The organism is Maridesulfovibrio zosterae DSM 11974, from assembly GCF_000425265.1.
Lineage (GTDB): Bacteria > Desulfobacterota > Desulfovibrionia > Desulfovibrionales > Desulfovibrionaceae > Maridesulfovibrio > Maridesulfovibrio zosterae.
Genome location: NZ_KE384342.1, coordinates 362,347 through 378,756 on the forward strand (window position 1 = coordinate 362,347; position 16,410 = coordinate 378,756).

General features: G+C 38.1%; 18 protein-coding genes. 8 read left to right on the forward strand and 10 right to left on the reverse strand.

Features of this window, described 5'->3' with window-relative positions; genetic code table 11:
• The first annotated feature begins 9 nt into the window (after positions 1-9).
• Entirely contained in the window at positions 10-1,386 is a 1,377-nt protein-coding gene (locus H589_RS0113175; protein WP_245577148.1) for a protein tolB, read from the forward strand.
• Positions 1,387-1,540: 154 nt separating this feature from the next.
• Positions 1,541-2,131: a peptidoglycan-associated lipoprotein Pal gene (gene pal / locus H589_RS0113180; RefSeq protein WP_027722454.1), complete on the forward strand. Its 591-nt coding sequence runs from the start codon at positions 1,541-1,543 to the stop codon at positions 2,129-2,131.
• Between the two features lie 214 nt (positions 2,132-2,345).
• Here pal and H589_RS0113185 read toward each other — a convergent pair whose 3' ends face one another.
• The 6 genes from H589_RS0113185 to H589_RS0113210 all read right to left on the reverse strand — a co-directional run bounded on the left by H589_RS0113185 (position 2,346) and on the right by H589_RS0113210 (position 8,174).
• A complete protein-coding gene (locus H589_RS0113185; RefSeq protein ID WP_027722455.1) occupies positions 2,346-2,810 on the reverse strand; it encodes a phosphatidylglycerophosphatase A family protein in 465 nt (154 codons plus the stop codon).
• A 100-nt stretch (positions 2,811-2,910) separates the two neighbouring features.
• Positions 2,911-3,159 carry a phage regulatory CII family protein gene (locus H589_RS0113190; protein ID WP_027722456.1) on the reverse strand — a complete coding sequence of 83 codons (249 nt, stop codon included), beginning with the start codon at positions 3,157-3,159 and terminating at the stop codon, positions 2,911-2,913.
• A gap of 188 nt (positions 3,160-3,347) precedes the next feature.
• Positions 3,348-5,528: a sensor domain-containing protein gene (locus H589_RS19795; RefSeq protein WP_051249748.1), complete on the reverse strand. Its 2,181-nt coding sequence runs from the start codon at positions 5,526-5,528 to the stop codon at positions 3,348-3,350.
• A gap of 105 nt (positions 5,529-5,633) precedes the next feature.
• Positions 5,634-6,281, reverse strand: a complete 648-nt coding sequence (locus H589_RS0113200; protein ID WP_027722457.1) for a cyclase family protein — start codon at positions 6,279-6,281, stop codon at positions 5,634-5,636.
• Between the two features lie 268 nt (positions 6,282-6,549).
• Complete coding sequence (locus H589_RS0113205) at positions 6,550-7,584, reverse strand: alpha/beta hydrolase family protein (RefSeq protein WP_027722458.1); 1,035 nt, start codon at positions 7,582-7,584, stop codon at positions 6,550-6,552.
• A 191-nt stretch (positions 7,585-7,775) separates the two neighbouring features.
• Positions 7,776-8,174 (reverse strand): putative signal transducing protein, encoded by a 399-nt coding sequence (locus H589_RS0113210; RefSeq protein ID WP_027722459.1) that lies wholly within the window; start codon positions 8,172-8,174, stop codon positions 7,776-7,778.
• Positions 8,175-8,460: 286 nt separating this feature from the next.
• On the opposite strand from H589_RS0113210, the gene H589_RS0113215 reads away from it, so the two are divergent.
• Together H589_RS0113215 and H589_RS0113220 are read left to right on the forward strand one after the other, a co-directional pair.
• Complete coding sequence (locus H589_RS0113215; RefSeq protein WP_027722460.1) at positions 8,461-8,778, forward strand: TetR/AcrR family transcriptional regulator; 318 nt, start codon at positions 8,461-8,463, stop codon at positions 8,776-8,778.
• Complete coding sequence (locus H589_RS0113220; RefSeq protein ID WP_027722461.1) at positions 8,778-9,101, forward strand: hypothetical protein; 324 nt, start codon at positions 8,778-8,780, stop codon at positions 9,099-9,101. Before H589_RS0113215 ends, H589_RS0113220 begins: the two co-directional genes overlap by 1 nt.
• Before the next feature lie 132 nt (positions 9,102-9,233).
• Here the strand turns inward: H589_RS0113220 and H589_RS0113225 are convergent, their stop codons facing one another.
• From H589_RS0113225 to H589_RS19800, 3 genes are all read right to left on the reverse strand, one after another.
• Entirely contained in the window at positions 9,234-9,725 is a 492-nt protein-coding gene (locus H589_RS0113225) for a GNAT family N-acetyltransferase (RefSeq protein WP_027722462.1), read from the reverse strand.
• A gap of 25 nt (positions 9,726-9,750) precedes the next feature.
• Positions 9,751-10,257, reverse strand: a complete 507-nt coding sequence (locus H589_RS0113230) for a MarR family winged helix-turn-helix transcriptional regulator (protein WP_027722463.1) — start codon at positions 10,255-10,257, stop codon at positions 9,751-9,753.
• Between the two features lie 97 nt (positions 10,258-10,354).
• The gene (locus tag H589_RS19800) at positions 10,355-11,248 is read right to left on the reverse strand and encodes a type 2 periplasmic-binding domain-containing protein (RefSeq protein ID WP_051249749.1); all 894 of its coding nucleotides are present in this window, start codon (positions 11,246-11,248) and stop codon (positions 10,355-10,357) included.
• 341 nt (positions 11,249-11,589) lie between these two features.
• Between H589_RS19800 and H589_RS0113240 the strand changes: the two genes are divergently transcribed.
• Positions 11,590-12,219 (forward strand): CatB-related O-acetyltransferase, encoded by a 630-nt coding sequence (locus H589_RS0113240; protein WP_027722464.1) that lies wholly within the window; start codon positions 11,590-11,592, stop codon positions 12,217-12,219.
• 36 nt (positions 12,220-12,255) lie between these two features.
• Here H589_RS0113240 and H589_RS0113245 read toward each other — a convergent pair whose 3' ends face one another.
• Complete coding sequence (locus tag H589_RS0113245; RefSeq protein ID WP_027722465.1) at positions 12,256-13,011, reverse strand: substrate-binding periplasmic protein; 756 nt, start codon at positions 13,009-13,011, stop codon at positions 12,256-12,258.
• 415 nt (positions 13,012-13,426) lie between these two features.
• On the opposite strand from H589_RS0113245, the gene H589_RS0113250 reads away from it, so the two are divergent.
• From H589_RS0113250 to H589_RS0113260, 3 genes are all read left to right on the forward strand, one after another.
• Entirely contained in the window at positions 13,427-14,224 is a 798-nt protein-coding gene (locus H589_RS0113250) for a ZIP family metal transporter (protein ID WP_245577150.1), read from the forward strand.
• Between the two features lie 564 nt (positions 14,225-14,788).
• The gene (locus H589_RS0113255) at positions 14,789-15,493 is read left to right on the forward strand and encodes an endonuclease/exonuclease/phosphatase family protein (RefSeq protein WP_027722467.1); all 705 of its coding nucleotides are present in this window, start codon (positions 14,789-14,791) and stop codon (positions 15,491-15,493) included.
• A 72-nt stretch (positions 15,494-15,565) separates the two neighbouring features.
• On the forward strand, positions 15,566-16,366 hold the full coding sequence (locus H589_RS0113260; protein WP_027722468.1) for an FRG domain-containing protein: 801 nt from the start codon (positions 15,566-15,568) through the stop codon (positions 16,364-16,366).
• The last annotated feature ends 44 nt before the right edge of the window (positions 16,367-16,410 follow it).

A 16,410-nucleotide genomic window follows, 5' to 3' on the forward strand; every position in this document is an offset into this window, starting at 1 on the left:
TTTGGAATTATGAAAAAAATATTTGATTTAAAAATAATGGGAGTGACACTGATTTTATTTTCAGTGGTCATGTTCAGTCTATTTAAAGCTGGAAATGCTCTGGCTGGTGATTCTCTCACAATAGATATTTACGGTCCGGGGCAACGTAAAGTTAATGTTATTTTACTTCCTCCTAAAACAGTTCCTGAAGGAAAGTATAAAGATTCAAAAGAAAGCAATTTACCACTTCCTGCTGAGTCTGCAATGTTTGCGGCTGAAATTTCCAAGGATCTTACTTTTCTGCCATTTCTGAATATTGTTCCCATAGCAGATATTCTTGGCGGAGATCCGTCGCGTGGAGTCCGTCCCGGTGATATTGACGTGAAGCCACTGAGGCTGTCCAAGGTGGATTTGGCAATAACAACTGGCTGGGAAATTCGCCCGAATGGTGAGAAAAATCTTCTGCTTCGTTGTATTGGAACTTTTAATGGACGCACTATTCTTGGCAAGAAATATTCCATGGTAACTGAAGAGATGCTTCCACGCATTGCTGATAGGTTCAGTTCCCACCTTATGCGTGTTTTAACCGGGCGCGATGGTTTCTTTGAGTCAAAAATAGCTTTTGTCCGTAAGGTTGGTAAGAATAAAGAGATATACACTGTCAGTCCACAAGGGCGTAATTTGCGGCAAATAAGTGCGTTAGGTGGCGTGAATTTAAGCCCTAACTGGTCGCCTGATGGGAATAAATTGATCTTTACCAGATTGGGATCCCGTCAGCATTTGCTGTGTGTGTGGGATAGTGCAACAGGTAGAATTGATCAAAAGAGTCTGCCGGGAAATACCGTCATCGGGCCTACTTTTCTACCTGACGGTGATATCGCTGCAACTCTTACCATGAACGGTAATTCAGACATTTTTCTGATAAGTAGTAAATACAAGCCTAAAAAAGCTCTTGCTAAGAGTTGGGCCATCGAAGTTTCACCTGATTTTGATCGTACCGGCGATAAGATGGTTTTTACTTCTGCACGGTTCGGTAATCCGCATATTTTTATGCTTGATTTGAAGAGTGGGGCAGTTACCCGTGTGACTACAGAAGGGAAATATAATACAAATCCTACTATCAGTCCTGATGGAAGGTATATAGCTTTTTCCCGTCAGACTCCGCTTGGGCATCGAATATTTGTTCATGACATGACTAGCGGAAGGGAGCGCCAGCTTACCTTCGGACCAGGGAATGATGAAGACCCTGCTTTTGGTCCTGACGGATATTTTTTAGCCTTTTCTTCGAGCAGAACAGGTAAATATCAGATCTATATGACAACAAGGCATGGAGATTCAGCAAAGCTTGTTCCAACTGGAAGTGGTATTGCCATGGCTCCTGCGTGGGGAAAGGCAGGAAAATCATAGTAAAATCTTGTTTTAACAGGTTTGTTGCAGTCATGACTTGATTTTTTTACAAAACACTTTAGTGTCGAAATATTGGAAGTTATAAATTAGAGTGCTATTCTCACAAGGCGTGGACAAACTCCTGTCCTTTAAAGTTCCTGTATCAGGAGGGCAAATGAAAGCTAGAGCTATAATTTTGTGTTTGGCGTTTGTACTGTTGGCCGGAATAGGTTCCGGATGTTCTAAAAAGCGTGTTGAGTCTTCCCCTGCCAGCCCAGCTGTCGAGCAGAGAATGACTGAGCAAAAGGATAATGAGCAGTTACGGCTTGAAGAACAGGCTAGACTGGAAAAAGAAAAAGCTCTTCAGGAGCAGGCGCTTAAAGAAGAGCAGATGGCTGCGGCAGCAAAGAAAGAGTTTAATGATGCTATTGTTGAACTTGGCAATATGGTTCATTTTGATTTTGATTCATTCGAAATTAAAGAAGAGTATCGTCCATTGTTGCAGGCTAAAGCCGAAGTGCTTAAAAAATATGATAATGTTACCATGGTTATCGAAGGTTATTGTGATGAACGCGGTACTGAAGAATATAACCTTGCACTTGGTGAACGTCGCGCTCGCGCTGCGTATGAATTTCTTATCCTGCTCGGTGTTGCTCCAGAGAGGCTCAGTATTGTAAGTTTTGGTGAAGAAGATCCTATTGACCAGGGTCATAACGAAACTGCATGGGCACAGAATAGAAGAGCACAATTCAGACTAACTTATTAGTCTTTCAAGTATTTATAAATATACCCCCCCATCTCTTCTTACTGAGAGATGGGGGGTATTTTTTTGCTATAATTTTTTTGAACCAAGGTGTAGAAGTCTTCTTTTCAGAAAATAAACCAGAGAATTCAGTCTGCTTCCAGAAAACTATTTTATGTCTACAATTAAATTTTATACAGAATTTGAAATGGTCTGCTGTCCGGGATGATGGATAAAATTAGGTCAGATATCTGAGTAATTCTACTCCAATCATAGCATAAATTCCAGCGAAGACATCATCTATCATGACTCCATAGCCTGATTTTAGCCATGTTTCAGATGCTCTTACAGGCCAGGGCTTAAAAATATCGAAAATTCTAAAAAGGATGAATCCGGCGATAACATGCCAGGAGACTATTCCGGGGAAGGGTAAAAAAACAATCCATTGGCCGAGAACTTCGTCAATGACGACTGAACTCGGGTCTTTTTCTCCCAGCTCAATTTCAGCAGCAGAACAGGCCATTGCACCATAATAGAACAAAAGGCCCAGTACAATGAATCTTAAAGGGATAGGGAGTGGAAAAAAAAGGAATGGAGCAGTTATAATTGCAGCTGCTGATCCCCATGTTCCCGGTGCCTTAGGCAGGAAACCGACAGGACCAAGAGTTGCAATCTTGGTAAGGTTTATCTTTAAATTTTTCATGCGGCTATTATCTACTTTACAGCCTCAAAAGTCCAGAGTGACTTGAGGAAGAATCGTTATAACGAATCATCCTCAAGTCAGATATTTAATATATTCATTATTAATTTGTTCTGGGCTTAAGAGTATAGCCAATGGATTGTGCAATATACTCAAGTGGTTTTACTTCATTAGTGGCTTTTAGAATATCAAGTAGTGTTCCTGCACCAAGTTTTGCATTATCATCAAATGGATTTATTTCTCTAAGTAAAGTTGAATATGGCTTTCCGATAGTCTGAGCCACTTCTTTTGCTGGTTTGTTTCCAGTAAGAACTATATCCTGTGTAACTTTAGTAATTGATTCAAGATCCATCTCTTTCTCCTTCTTAATGCTTATTAGAATATTTTCTCATTCTTCAATTACATTATTAGCAGATAGTAAGGATCTGTAAACGGGGGAATCTTTGTATTTACGGCTTATAAGTTAGTATATGAGGGTAGGGTTTTTCAGGTTAGGGAGGGTTTTTACAGTGGGGTTTCTGTTTATGCTGAATAAGTCTCCTATTCAGCATTTAAAAAATCAAGAAACTCATCTTTGGGAATAGGCTTGCTATAGTAGTAACCTTGAATAAGATCGCATCCTTCTTTAGTTAGGAGCTCGACCTGATCCAGATCTTCAACTCCCTCTGCAACAACCTTTAGTCCCATGTGCTTAGCCATACTTATTATGGCACACACAATAGCTAAATCATTGTGGTCATTCATGATGTCATTTACAAAAGATCCGTCTATTTTTAATGTTTTAATAGGCAGTTTTTTTAAATAGCTTAAAGAAGAGTAGCCAGTACCAAAGTCATCAATTGAACATGAAATTCCTGACGAGCATAATTTATCGAGAATATGTGTATTTTTTTCTACATCGTTCATCAGTAGAGATTCTGTTATTTCAATTTCAAGTTTTTCTTTAGCGATGTTACTTGTGTCTAATATCTCAAAAATTGTGCTTGCAAAGTTCGGGTCTTCCAGTTCTTTTGCTGAGACGTTGACTGAGACTATAAGATTATCATGACCTGCAGATTCCCAGATCGTCATATCTTTAACCGCTTGCCTGATTATACTGCTATCCAGTTCGTGAATCAGGTTTAGTTCTTCAGCAAGAGTAATAAATTCTGATGGCGGAACTATTTTTCCATCAGCCTTAACCCATCGGGCTAATGCTTCCATTCCTACGATTTTACCTGTTTCACAGCTTACTTTTGCCTGATAAAACGGAACAAATTCACCGTTGGCAAGTCCTTTGCGTATGGCCGATTCCATGTCAATTTTACGCTGGGCCATGACTTTCATCTGGGAAGTGTAAAATCTGAAATTATCAAGCCTGCTTCCTTTTACCTGATGCATGGCTGTGTCAGCATGTAGTATCAACTGGTCAGGGGATTCTGTATCTTCAGGAAAAATGGCAATACCAATGCTGGAGTTAATGAAGATTTCGCTACCATCAATTATAAAAGGATTTTGCATCGTTTCATTAATTTTTTGTGCGAAACTGATAATACTATTCATATTTTCGCAACTGATAAGAGCTATTGCGAATTCATCACTTCCTAAACGTGCAAGCAGGTCTGAATCTTTCAGTGTGGATTTGAGACGTTCACTGATTTGTTTAAGGAGATTATCTCCAACATTATATCCTTTAGAATCATTGACCTTTTTAAAGTCATCAAGATCCATGTAGAGAAGGGCAATCTGAGTGTTATTTTTCTTAGCTTTTTCAATTGCTCTTCTCAATCTGTCAGTAAACAGCTTCCGATTAGGTAGGTTTGTTAAAACATCATGATAGGCATAAAAGTGAATTTTATCTTCTTTGCGTTTGAGTTCACTCAGGTCGTTATTTACACCTACATAGTGAGTAATCTCACCGTCAGAATTATAGATTGCACTGATACATAATCTTTGTGGGTATATCTCACCACTTTTGCGTCTATTCCATAATTCTCCAGACCATAATCCGGTCTGTTCAATTGTCTCCCACATTTTCTTATAAAAATCCGGTTCATGGTAATTGGATTTAAGAACTCGCGGATTTTCACCTCTTATATCGTCTAAGGTGTACCCTGTTATTTCTGTAAAAGCCGGGTTTATCTGAAGCGCTTTTCCCTTTTTATCAGTAATAATGATTCCATCAAGGGTATTATCAAATACGTGCTGCATAAATTGCAGATTCACGTTTGATTCGTGGATAGTCTTATCTTGTGTCTTGATCCACTGAGCAAGTTTTTCACTGGATTCTTGGAGTTTCTGTTCATAGGATTTAAATTCAGTTATATCTGAACTCAGAATACCTATTCCAAGTAGATTTCCAGAATCGTCTCTAATAGGAAATTTTTTGGAGTAAAATATAATATTTTGATTATTCGGTAATAATAAACTTCCCTCAGCAACCACATACTGTCCGGTCGGAAGATTTGCTGCTTTTCGATCTGAAGCTTCGATTGCTTCAATCTGCTCTGCGGAGGCAAAAGGCTTAAGAACTTCAGAGTCTTTTTTGCCAATAATTTTAGACTGATCGTCTATTTTGAGAAGATTTAAAAAAAGTGTGTTTATATTTAAATACTTGAAATCAGAATCTTTGATTATTGCTATATGGCTGGCGCTATCAAAAAAGCGATAGAGAATTTCGGGGATGTTTTTATTGATCAGTGAGGATTTTTTTAATCCTGATTGTGATTTATTTTCAATCATATGAGAACCTTGTTCATAAAAATATATTACAAATCGACTGGTTATTGATTTTATAAATTAGCATTGGCCTTGATAAAGCTCAACAGATTTTATTTTCAATGACATCTATAAATTAGGTGTTTTTATAGCAATTGCACGTACCGGTGAACCATCAGAATTTTTAAATTTTATAGGAAGGCAAGAGAATATAAAGTCGTCAGTTTGGAGGAGATGCAGGTTAGTTAAATTTTCAATTATGATCATTCCAGTTTCGAGAAGTATTTTGTGTATTATGAAATCTTTTTCTTCCGGCAGATCAATAGAGATGGTGTCAACCCCGATCCCTTTAAGGTTGAAATCTGAAAGCCAGCTTGCAGCCTCCGGAGTCAGTCCTGGGTAGTCAGCAAAGTATTTGTCTTTTCCCCAATTTTGGGACCATCCTGTGTTCAGGATTACAAAATCATTTGTGCTTAATTCAGCTTCAAAAAGAATCATATCGTCAATGCAGATTCTTCTATCTTTTTTATGAGTACAGTCAAGGACAAAAGCACTTCCACAAAATTGATTAATATCCAGTTGTTCAAGAGTACGGGCCCCTTTAAGCATATGGGCCGGAGCATCAATATGTGTGCCTGTATGTGAAAATAAAGTGAGCTTATGTTCTAGGAAACCATCGTTATCAATGGTAAAAACATCTTCTGATTTTGGCTTTTCTGTGCCCGGATAAACAGGCATATCATTAGTGATGAGGTGCGTGAGATCAATAATTTCCATTGTTTTTCCTATGCATTTTAAATGCTGTCTGTAGGTCTATTTCGTGGAAGAAATATTCCCACCATATTGGGTCCCAATTTTTACATTTTCGGCTACTTCAAAATAAATACGGGTTTTCAATGAAAAGAGCAGCCAAGCCGGCAATGGCTTGAGGACAGAAGATGTGTATGGTCTTTGTGATAGACTCCCATACTGAATCTTTTTACAGATTATTGCAGTACATTCAACCTCCAACAGTCTGGCAGAATTTGTCCTTTTCTGAATTTATTTAATGCCCTAGAGAATCGGTTAGAAATTTTACAATTTCCTCATTCATCTCTTTATGAAATGCTATGCGATCAAATCCATAGGGGTCTTCTGCAGGAGCACCGACAATTGTTTTTCTGTCCTTAGGAAATGGCGCGAGAAAAGAGTAGTGTCCAGCCTTTTTGACCACGATACACTTCGATTGCAAAGGCAACTTTCGTTTAATTGCATCTGCATGACATGGATAGAGTAGAATGTCGTCTTTTTCAGCACGAAATATCAAAACTGGAACCGTAACATTTAACAATGATGTTTTGTCACGAAACAATACGCCTACAGGGGCCATCAAAACGGCTGCTTTAATCCTCGTATCCCTGAAATATCCCAAAGGATCTTTTTTGTTTCTTTGTGTACTAGAGAGCACTCTCTGTCGTTTAAGGTCGAAACTATCATATATGCCGCAAAATCTGGTCGCATCGTTTTGATCTTCGCAATAAGCAGTAATACCGCTCATATCCGGTAGTCCTCCGACCAGAGCTAATGCTGTATACCCTCCTGTTGAATGGCCAATTATGCTAATTCTTTTATCGTCGATTGAGTGTGCGTATGCAGTGTTTTTCAAGATCCAATCCAGCACCGTTGAAACATGTTGCGGGCGATTGATCCAATTGTCTCTAGTTCTGCCCGCAGAATCATCTAAGAAGTTGTTTTTTGGGTGTAGCAGAGAAACAACCATATACCCTCGGTTAGCCAAATATATGGCAGTGTCACGGTGTCCCATATGACTGCCTCTAGAGCCGTGTGAGATCACAACCAGTGGGTGTTTTCCTGCTTCAATCATTCCATCTTCTGCCACTTCCAATTTATAAGGCCCAAAGACCCTTTTGTGTGTTTCAGCCGAAGTGGGATACCAGATAATTCCTTTGATTTGACTATTGGTGGGGCTGTATGTGGCAGAGAAAATGTGGATACCCACATTTGAAAGTTTTTGTGCTGCTAATGACTGTGATGGAGATATGATCATTAACAACATTGATGCCAGAATAAAAAAACGCATCAATCTTCTCCTAAATATTTCAAATTAATGATTATTTATGATGAATATGTCAGTGTAAAAAACTGTGCCTGTAAAAGAACAAATAATGGTCTGGTCGTGTTGTTTACGGTATTTTTAGTGGACTATACCATATTTTTTTTGATCCAGTGGGGTTTGCAGTGAGAGAATAGGATTCTTGAGCATGAAAAAAATTATTCCCACCATATTTGGCCACAATCGTTACATTTTCGGCGACTACAAAATAGATATGGTATTCCAATGAAAAGGGCAGCTAAGATGGCAATCCCTTGAGGCCAGGGTATACGCATGATTTTAGTGCTGCCACATTCGGGGCATTTACCTATGCATATTGGGTCTTTCGTTTGTTTATGCTGTAAAGACTGCAGTATATCAACAGCTCGTTCAGCATCTCCTGTATATACACGAAGTCCAACTCCTCCATCAACTTGCGAAAGGTGCGGACGTATAGCAGTTATATTTTCACCATCTACAAAAGCCTCAATCCCTTCAGATTTTAGTTTCTGCTGTAACAGGCGTACTTCCCAGATAACAGTGCCTCTAAATATTGTTGTAAAGACAGGTTTAGGCATAATATTAAGTGTAAAAGAGTTAATGACGATCTAATGACGATTCAATTACTTCGTTGCTTAAAATAAACAAACTGAAGCAAGATTAGTTATTCACAGTTGTAGCAGTGTAAAAAACAGCTCTCAAGATATTTATTGCAAGATAATATGCATTTGCGATTAGTCTAGCTCATTTATTAGCATGCTATGTCTACCGCTTTTTTGAAATTGACAGAAACAAAAATGAATTATAAGTTCACTTTTAAAAATGAAGTTATAATTCATTTTTAGAATACAAAAAGGAGAGTTCATGGTTCAGATGGTAAAAGACACTGTTCGAAATCAAATTAGGTTGGCGGCTGAGGAGATGTTCACTAACGCTGGTTTTAAGAAGACAACTTTGGTTGATATTACTCAAGAGGCAGATTCAGCGACAGGTACAATTTATGAATATTATCCAAATATGAAATCTCCTTTTAAGAGTATAATTACCGAAGAATTTGTCGAAGAGTTTTCCTCTTTGACTGGTAAGCTCATCTCATTCTTTATGCGTCCGGAAGGTTTTGACTTAACTCTGTCTTACGTGGATAGCAGTATCATAAAACTGCATAGGAGGCAGGCAAAATAATGCACGCGTTTGATCTTATGGCTGAGGCCAAAATGAGGCAATGGGAAAAAGACAAAAAGGATGGCAAAATATCATCTACTGTAGAGAAAAAGCAAACTTTAGTGGGTCCTGGCGAGTCTTTGGAAAAGCAACTTTTTATCGATATAAAGAAATTGATAACACAGTCATTTCTGGTAGAGCATGATAAGCGTAAAGAGCTTTTGGTGGAAGCAGAAAAATTACAAATACACCTTTCTTCCAGACTTGAGAGAAGTGGTTGTTATAATCTTGCAAAATATTTTTCAGATGAAATCAGTAAATTAAGAAAGAGTGGCAAGTTGTAGTTTGTATTGATCTATGTGCTATTCATGTAAATATACTATCCTTGCATAAATTGTGTAGGGATAATATATTTAAACATATTTTTGAGGTAATTCTTATAAATAAATTGTAGTGGTGCTATGACTAAATTCACTTTAAAGTTTATAATTATAAAAAATGGTGTCTACCTTCACTATCGGGAAATTCGATGGAAGTTCAGTCTTCAATATTTCATCAAAACCGTTTTTTTTATAGAATTTTTGGGCTGCCATAAATTTGGTCGTAGTGCCAAGGTAAATATTTTTGAAATCTTTTTCCTTTGCCCATGATAATAATATTTCAAGTAACTGTTTTGCAACTTTGTGCGGCATACCACGGTATGACGGAGCAACAAACATTTTACGCATCGCCCCCTCTTTATTTCCAATGTCCAGAAGGGATAGAGTGCCGACAACTTGGCTGTCATGCTCTGCTACCCAGAAATTTCCTGAATTCGTCTGATAAAAATTTTCAATATCCATCAGATCCGGTTGGTCGGAGGCTGTTATTGGAAGGTTATATTCATCTTTCTGAATAGATACGATCAAATTCAGAACTTCTTGAGCATGTTTTTTTTTATATTCTGTAATCTGTACAGCTTTATTCATTTTAATTCTCCATGTGAACGTATTCTTAATCAGTTAAGTACGACAATCTGTTTGTAATTTTAGCAAGAAGATTGACCAATAGCATTTCTTCTGATTCTGAAAGGTCCTCCATCAAATCTCTGATACGTGACCAGTAATCAGGTAGGACTTTAGCCAGAAGATCTTTACCTGCTTTGGTTAACAATAAATCCTGTTTTCTTCTGTCTTGGGCATGGTGATATCGTTTGATCAAACCGCTTTTTTCAAGACCATCAATCAATCCTGTCATAGTGGCTTTTGTAACACCAACCTGTCTGGCAAGGATTGAAGGGGTAGTTTTTATGTCTGGTTTTCTATTCATTACGATGAGTATCAGAAAACGCCCCTGTGAAAGGCCGTACCGTTTAAGCAGTTGTTCAAACCCGGTCAGAAGGTCGCTGCCAGCTTTGAGGAGTGTGACAGTCGCTTTAACAGATGAAGGATTCATTTCTTCGTATCTATTGTCCATTTCTTGAAATTCTTCGTCCGTTGGTTGTTCAAGCAGGTAAAACAATTGTTACTCCTAAATTAATTTGCTGGCATATAGTATGGCAGCTAACTAAATTGGTAAAGATAAATTTTTATTTGTGAGTGGAATTAATGTCGGGCAGCTAATTTACAGGTTTTTCTAATGGGTTAAACCACAACTGTTTTTGGTCAAATGGTGTTTCTGGAGGAAGAAGAGGGTTTTCTAATTTGAAAATAGTTCTATTTTTAAGGTTTGCTTTGTCTATGTTTGATTTATTAAATTCCCAGAATAATTTATCGAGACTACCATCTTTTAGCATTATTTGAAGTCCGGATTCGATTCTTTTTGCCAGTTGAGGGTATTTGGGAGAAACGAAAATATAGGTAGGTTGTGGCAAATACAAAGCTATCCTTGGCTCAATTTTCAGGTCAGGCATAAGCTTTTTTCTGCAATCAAATTCGGCGAAAACTTCATTTACTCCTCGTGGAAAATAATCAAATCTATCACGCATAAGCATTTTAAATAAGCCATCATATGCACCACCTTTAATAATATTAAAGCCAAGTTTTGACATAACTTTGGTTGTGGTCCAATGCAGGTTGAGTCCTGCTTTTAATTGTTTCAGTTCTTCAACTGAATTAATTGACGAGAATTTATCTTGATTTTGACTCTTGATCAGCAAAAGGCGATAGCCGAGAAGACCTTTTAATATTGGAATTCGTATGGGAATGGAATTTTCTTCCCATTTTTTTTGCGTTGCTGCAATATGGACGTTAATTTTTTCGCCTTTGATAAGTTCAAGCAAAGCTCTTTCGCGTTGCGCATCTGAAATTGTCATTTTGATTTCAAAATTACCATACGAGTTTTTTGTCTTTTCCAAGGCTTTGTTTAAGACTGCATTTAGATAGAAATGGCGCATATCTAAACCGGATTGACTCTCAGCTATGCGGACTACATCTTTAGCCGTGCTATCTTTAGGAAATAAGGAATATATTAGTATTATGGTTAAAAAAATAACCACTATATTTTTGAACATTTTTTCTCCGGACATTCATAATTTGTAATTATGAGATTAAAATGAATGAACTGCACTATTAATACTTTCTTTAAGAGATAACGGTAACTGATTCTCTTAAATGTTACCATAGTGTGATGTGAAAAAGCAAAACTTATTGATATTAATGTAGACTAAAATTTGGTTAGTAATTATATCTTCATGTATACAAAATATAGCTCTGTTTATGTATGATATATAGTAAAATGTTAAGGCAGCATCTTTAGTTGCATATTTAAAAAATAAAAAGCTTTGTTCTACTATTCACATATGTGCGGTTGTTTATCTTGTTATTAGTAATATCCTGATCTATAGACTTTTTTATGAATGGACCACATCCTGATACAAAACATCCTGTCGAGGGATTCCCGCAAGTTAGTTTTATAAAAAACTATTGCACTGATCCTAATGTGATTATTGGTGATTATTCTTACTATGATGATCCTGATGGAGCAGAGCATTTTTTTGAAAGTATTCTATACCATTTTGATTTTATAGGCGATAAACTGATTATCGGGCGGTACTGTGCAATTGCCAGAAGGACAACTTTTATAATGAATGGTGGAAACCATGCTTTAGATTCATTTTCAACCTATCCATTTTTTATTTTTGGATCAGGGTGGGAATCTGGAGTTCCTGCAGAAAGTTTGTCTGCCGAGGTAAAGGATACTTGTATAGGAAATGATGTCTGGATCGGATACGATGCAACCATAATGCCGGGCGTGAGTATTGGGCATGGGAGTATTGTGGGGGCAAAATCCGTAGTGACTAAAGATTTTCCTCCGTACAGCGTTATTGCTGGAAATCCTGCCAGATTAATTCGGCGTCGGTTTGATGAAGATGTTATTGCTGAATTACTCAAGATTGCATGGTGGGATTGGGAACCGGAGAAAGTTACCTGTAATCTGAAGGCGATTGTAGGCTGTGACCTAGAAGTGCTTGCCAATTTGTGAGGGACTTTTTGATAAAAGGCGATACTTGAGTCATAGTTATTTAATATACTTATTTATAATCCGATCTCTGGCTCCTGTTGCTAAAACCTCTTCTAAAGATTTCTGTATCTTCGCAAGGAGCTTAGCAGAAGTGTTTTTGTTCGCTATCATGTAGTAACCGCCTTCCTCAGATAGTAGATATGCAATTTCAAGCTCTGAATACTTGTACCCCTGACTATTCATTTGATAGGCCAAGTCCAAGGGGTCTCCCGGGATGAGATCTACTCGTTGTTTAAATAACATTTTCAATAATTGTTCAGAATCACTAACTAAATAATAATTATGGTCATGAAAATCGTTGGTCTTAAAAAACTGTTCAACTGATCCTCCTGAGAGGACACCTGTATAATATTTTTTAATATCCTCTATCTCGTCGATTTGAACATCAGTTCTACTTTTTAATTTATAAAGATATACCCTTCTGGGATGTATGGGGCCAATCCACGCGAACATGTCTTCTCGTTGTGGAACACGAGCCACTGTAAAAAGCATAGTGTTTGGAGTTCGTTGCACAGTAATTAGGGCTCGTTTAAAGGGATATACTGCAAGTTTGTATGGAATTTTAGCCTTTTGCAATGCTGCTTCTATCAACTCCGTGCTGATTCCAACAATCTTATCATTCTTTTCAAAATTATATGGAGGCCAGTTATCTACAAAAATAGTAAGTTTACGAGCTTGGGCGTTTACAACTATACCAAGCAAAAGAATGATTATTAAAATTTTGAATGATTTAATCTTCCAGTGACAACTCATTTTTTATCCCTTCGATCAGACATCATTATAAGTACTGCATAACGGATAAACAGTCTTTTATGTTATTTTATTACAGTCCTGAGCAAACTAAGTTGATTAAAGCCAATTTTTCCGAGATTATAAAAAATGTATACGTAAGCGCAACATACTTGTCTTTTATAAGTTTTCAACCTTACTTTAGCATGCCGATTCTTTTGCAGCAATAAACTGCTTAAAAATTAAACACCCCAAGAGCCTGAGAGTGGTGTTTGAGGCAGGTGATGTGAAGTCCATGGAAATGTGGCCAAACAGAGTTTGACTGTGCTAACATCAAGGCTTCGCGGTATGTGTTTGAAGCGAAATTTAAACATGGTATTATTAACCTCGCTACTTTGTTTGTATTACTCCATTCAGGAGGTTGAACTTGAACTATTTCATGACCCTTTCACCAGTTGTGCAGGCTCTGATAGCTACCTTATTTACATGGGGATTGACTGCTCTTGGAGCAGCGGTGGTATTCATCGGCAAGGATATCAGTAAACGTACGTTAGATATCATGCTCGGTTTTGCCGCGGGGGTAATGATTGCCGCCAGTTACTGGTCGCTCCTTGCTCCGGCTATTGAAATGAGTGAGCATATGGGGCCGTTCAAGTTTGTGCCGGCTGCGGTTGGCTTTATTATGGGTGCAGTGTTTTTGCGACTGGTGGACAAATTTTTACCGCACCTGCACATCAATGCTCCGCGTTCGGAGGCGGAAGGGGTTGAGACCAACTGGAATAGTTCCATCCTGCTGGTGCTCGCTATCACTTTGCATAACATCCCGGAAGGGCTGGCTGTTGGTGTGGCCTTCGGAGCAGTTGGTGCGGGACATGATACAGCATCTATCGGCGGAGCCATTGCACTTGCCATGGGTATAGGTATCCAGAATTTCCCGGAAGGAACAGCGGTTTCAGTCCCTCTGCGTCGGATCGGTTTTTCGCGGATGAAGAGTTTTTTCTACGGGCAGGCTTCAGGATTTGTGGAGCCTATAGCCGGGGTTATCGGTGCGGCGGCAGTCATTATCGCCAGACCCATTCTGCCTTATGCGCTGGCCTTTGCCGCCGGAGCCATGATTTTTGTTGTGGTGGAGGAGGTTATTCCGGAGTCGCAGGCTTCTGGTTACGGAGACCAAGCTACCATGGGGTGCATTCTCGGGTTCGCAGTGATGATGACCCTTGATGTTGCGTTGGGATAGGGGCCTCAGCTGTCCTGTTTAACCACTATTCGGCATACATGGTTTCATACCATCCTCTGGTCCACACTGGCAGACCAATACAATCTCTGAAATAGCGGGTCATAATAAATGACCATCATGAATCTCCTTCAAATTTTGGTGGTAAAATTTGGAGGGTATCCTGTGGGGGGGGGGCACGAGGAGGATTTCATTTAGCTTTACTATTTTTTCTTTAATTGGATGTGCAAAGCAATATAAGTAATCGCACCCTATGGAGCAGTAGTAGTTAAAAACAAAACAACTGTTGAAAAATTAGGTTTCTACCCAGCTGGGAGCTGGAATGAAAATGAAATTTCAGCAGCTGGAACAGGCTTCACAAAAGCAAAAGAAACTGGCCTTTTCTCAGTAATAAAGGAGTATTAACATAATGACGGGATTGCTATCGGGTGGATATATGGATTCTTTGAAACAAATACTCAAGAAAAAGTTTACGTGCTGACAAGAAAAATAATTGAAAAAATTAACTATCTTCATCAAAAGACTTTTCACTCGACTAAACGAAATAATGACCACAGAGCCATACATATGAAAATCATATCATGGAACTGCCAAATGGCTCTAAGAAAGAAACTGGAGCCTATTCAGATACAACAACCGGACATATTTGTTGTTCCTGAAAGCGAGCACCCAGATAAAATTAACTTTGAGAAATATGACTTATCCTGCGCTGAGGCGGTCTGGGTCGGTGACAATCTCAATAAAGGATTAGGGATATATTCATTCTCGGACATGAAATTGTCCCTACATGAATCATATACAGATAAATTTCGCCATATAGCTCCAGTTACTGTCACCACAGATGAAGAAGATTTTATGCTCCTCGCAGTCTGGGCGATGCTATGCAAAGAAGATAGGAATCAACGCTATATAGGCCAAGTGTACAGAGCACTCCAGTACTACCAGAACTTGATTGATGAAAAGACAATCATCATTGGCGATTTTAACTGGAACATCAATTTCGATAAGGACAAAAAAACTGAAAATTTTAAAGATGTTGTAGAACTTTTAAAAGTCCATAATATCCATAGCGTATACCACCATCAGAACAATGAAGACATGGGACAAGAAACGTTTAACACTTTTTACATGCACAAAAATCTAGAGAAGGGATACCATATCGATTACTGTTTCGTAAGCAGCGGGCGGCTTTCTGAGACCAAGATTGAAGTTAAAAAATATTCAGTAATTAAATCAGTTAGTGACCACACATACCTCTCTATTGAATTTTAGCAATACTGTTTCAGAATGCGAGGAGTGCTCTCAATATCACTCTAGAATGTTTGGATAAGGAGAAGAGTAAATATGTTTGATTTCTCAAAAAATAAGATGACAATAGACATAATTTCAAGCTGGAGTGAATTTGAAGAGCTTATTAGAGAACATACATACCGAGATTGGATATATCGAGGCCAGTCTTGTGCAAAGTGGGGTTTAGAAAGCAGTCTAGAGCGTACTTTTAAAGATTACGAGATTACCGATCAAGACAAAGGGCAATATGAAATTCATTTGTTAGAAAAGTTTAAAGCTCATTCTAGTCTCTTTCTTTCTAACGCACCAGAAAAGAATGATAAATTAGAGTGGTTGTCGTTGATGCAGCACCATGGAGCTCCTACGCGCTTACTAGATTGGAGTTTTTCTCCATATGTAGCCTGTTTTTTTGCAGCTGATCATGCAAATTCGGACTTTGCAGTGTTCTGCTTAAATCCTAGAAGGCTAGCTGGTGCGGACGAAAACTATTATCCAACTACAGGACCTCTATACAGTGAAGATGAGGATATATTAAAATTGCGAAAATACCGGGATAGATTTTTCGTCACATACGAACCAAAATTTGTGCATCAAAGAGCACTAGCACAGCAAGGTTTATTCACGGCAGTTACAACTTACCAAAGAAGTTATGGTAAAATATTTGAAGAATACGTCCTGTCTAATAGACCAATTTTTAAAATCGTTTTTAAAGCCGAATTTAGAAAAGAATGCATAGACCGTTTAAAAAAAATGAATATAAGTTCAACGACATTGTTTCCTGATTTAGATGGGTTTTGTAGTTCTTTGAAACATGATTTTTTGTATTTGCTGTCAGATCTGGCTTCGGTTGAATAAGACAACGAATTCTCAGTCTTATGATGGCGTATTTTTAAACAAAC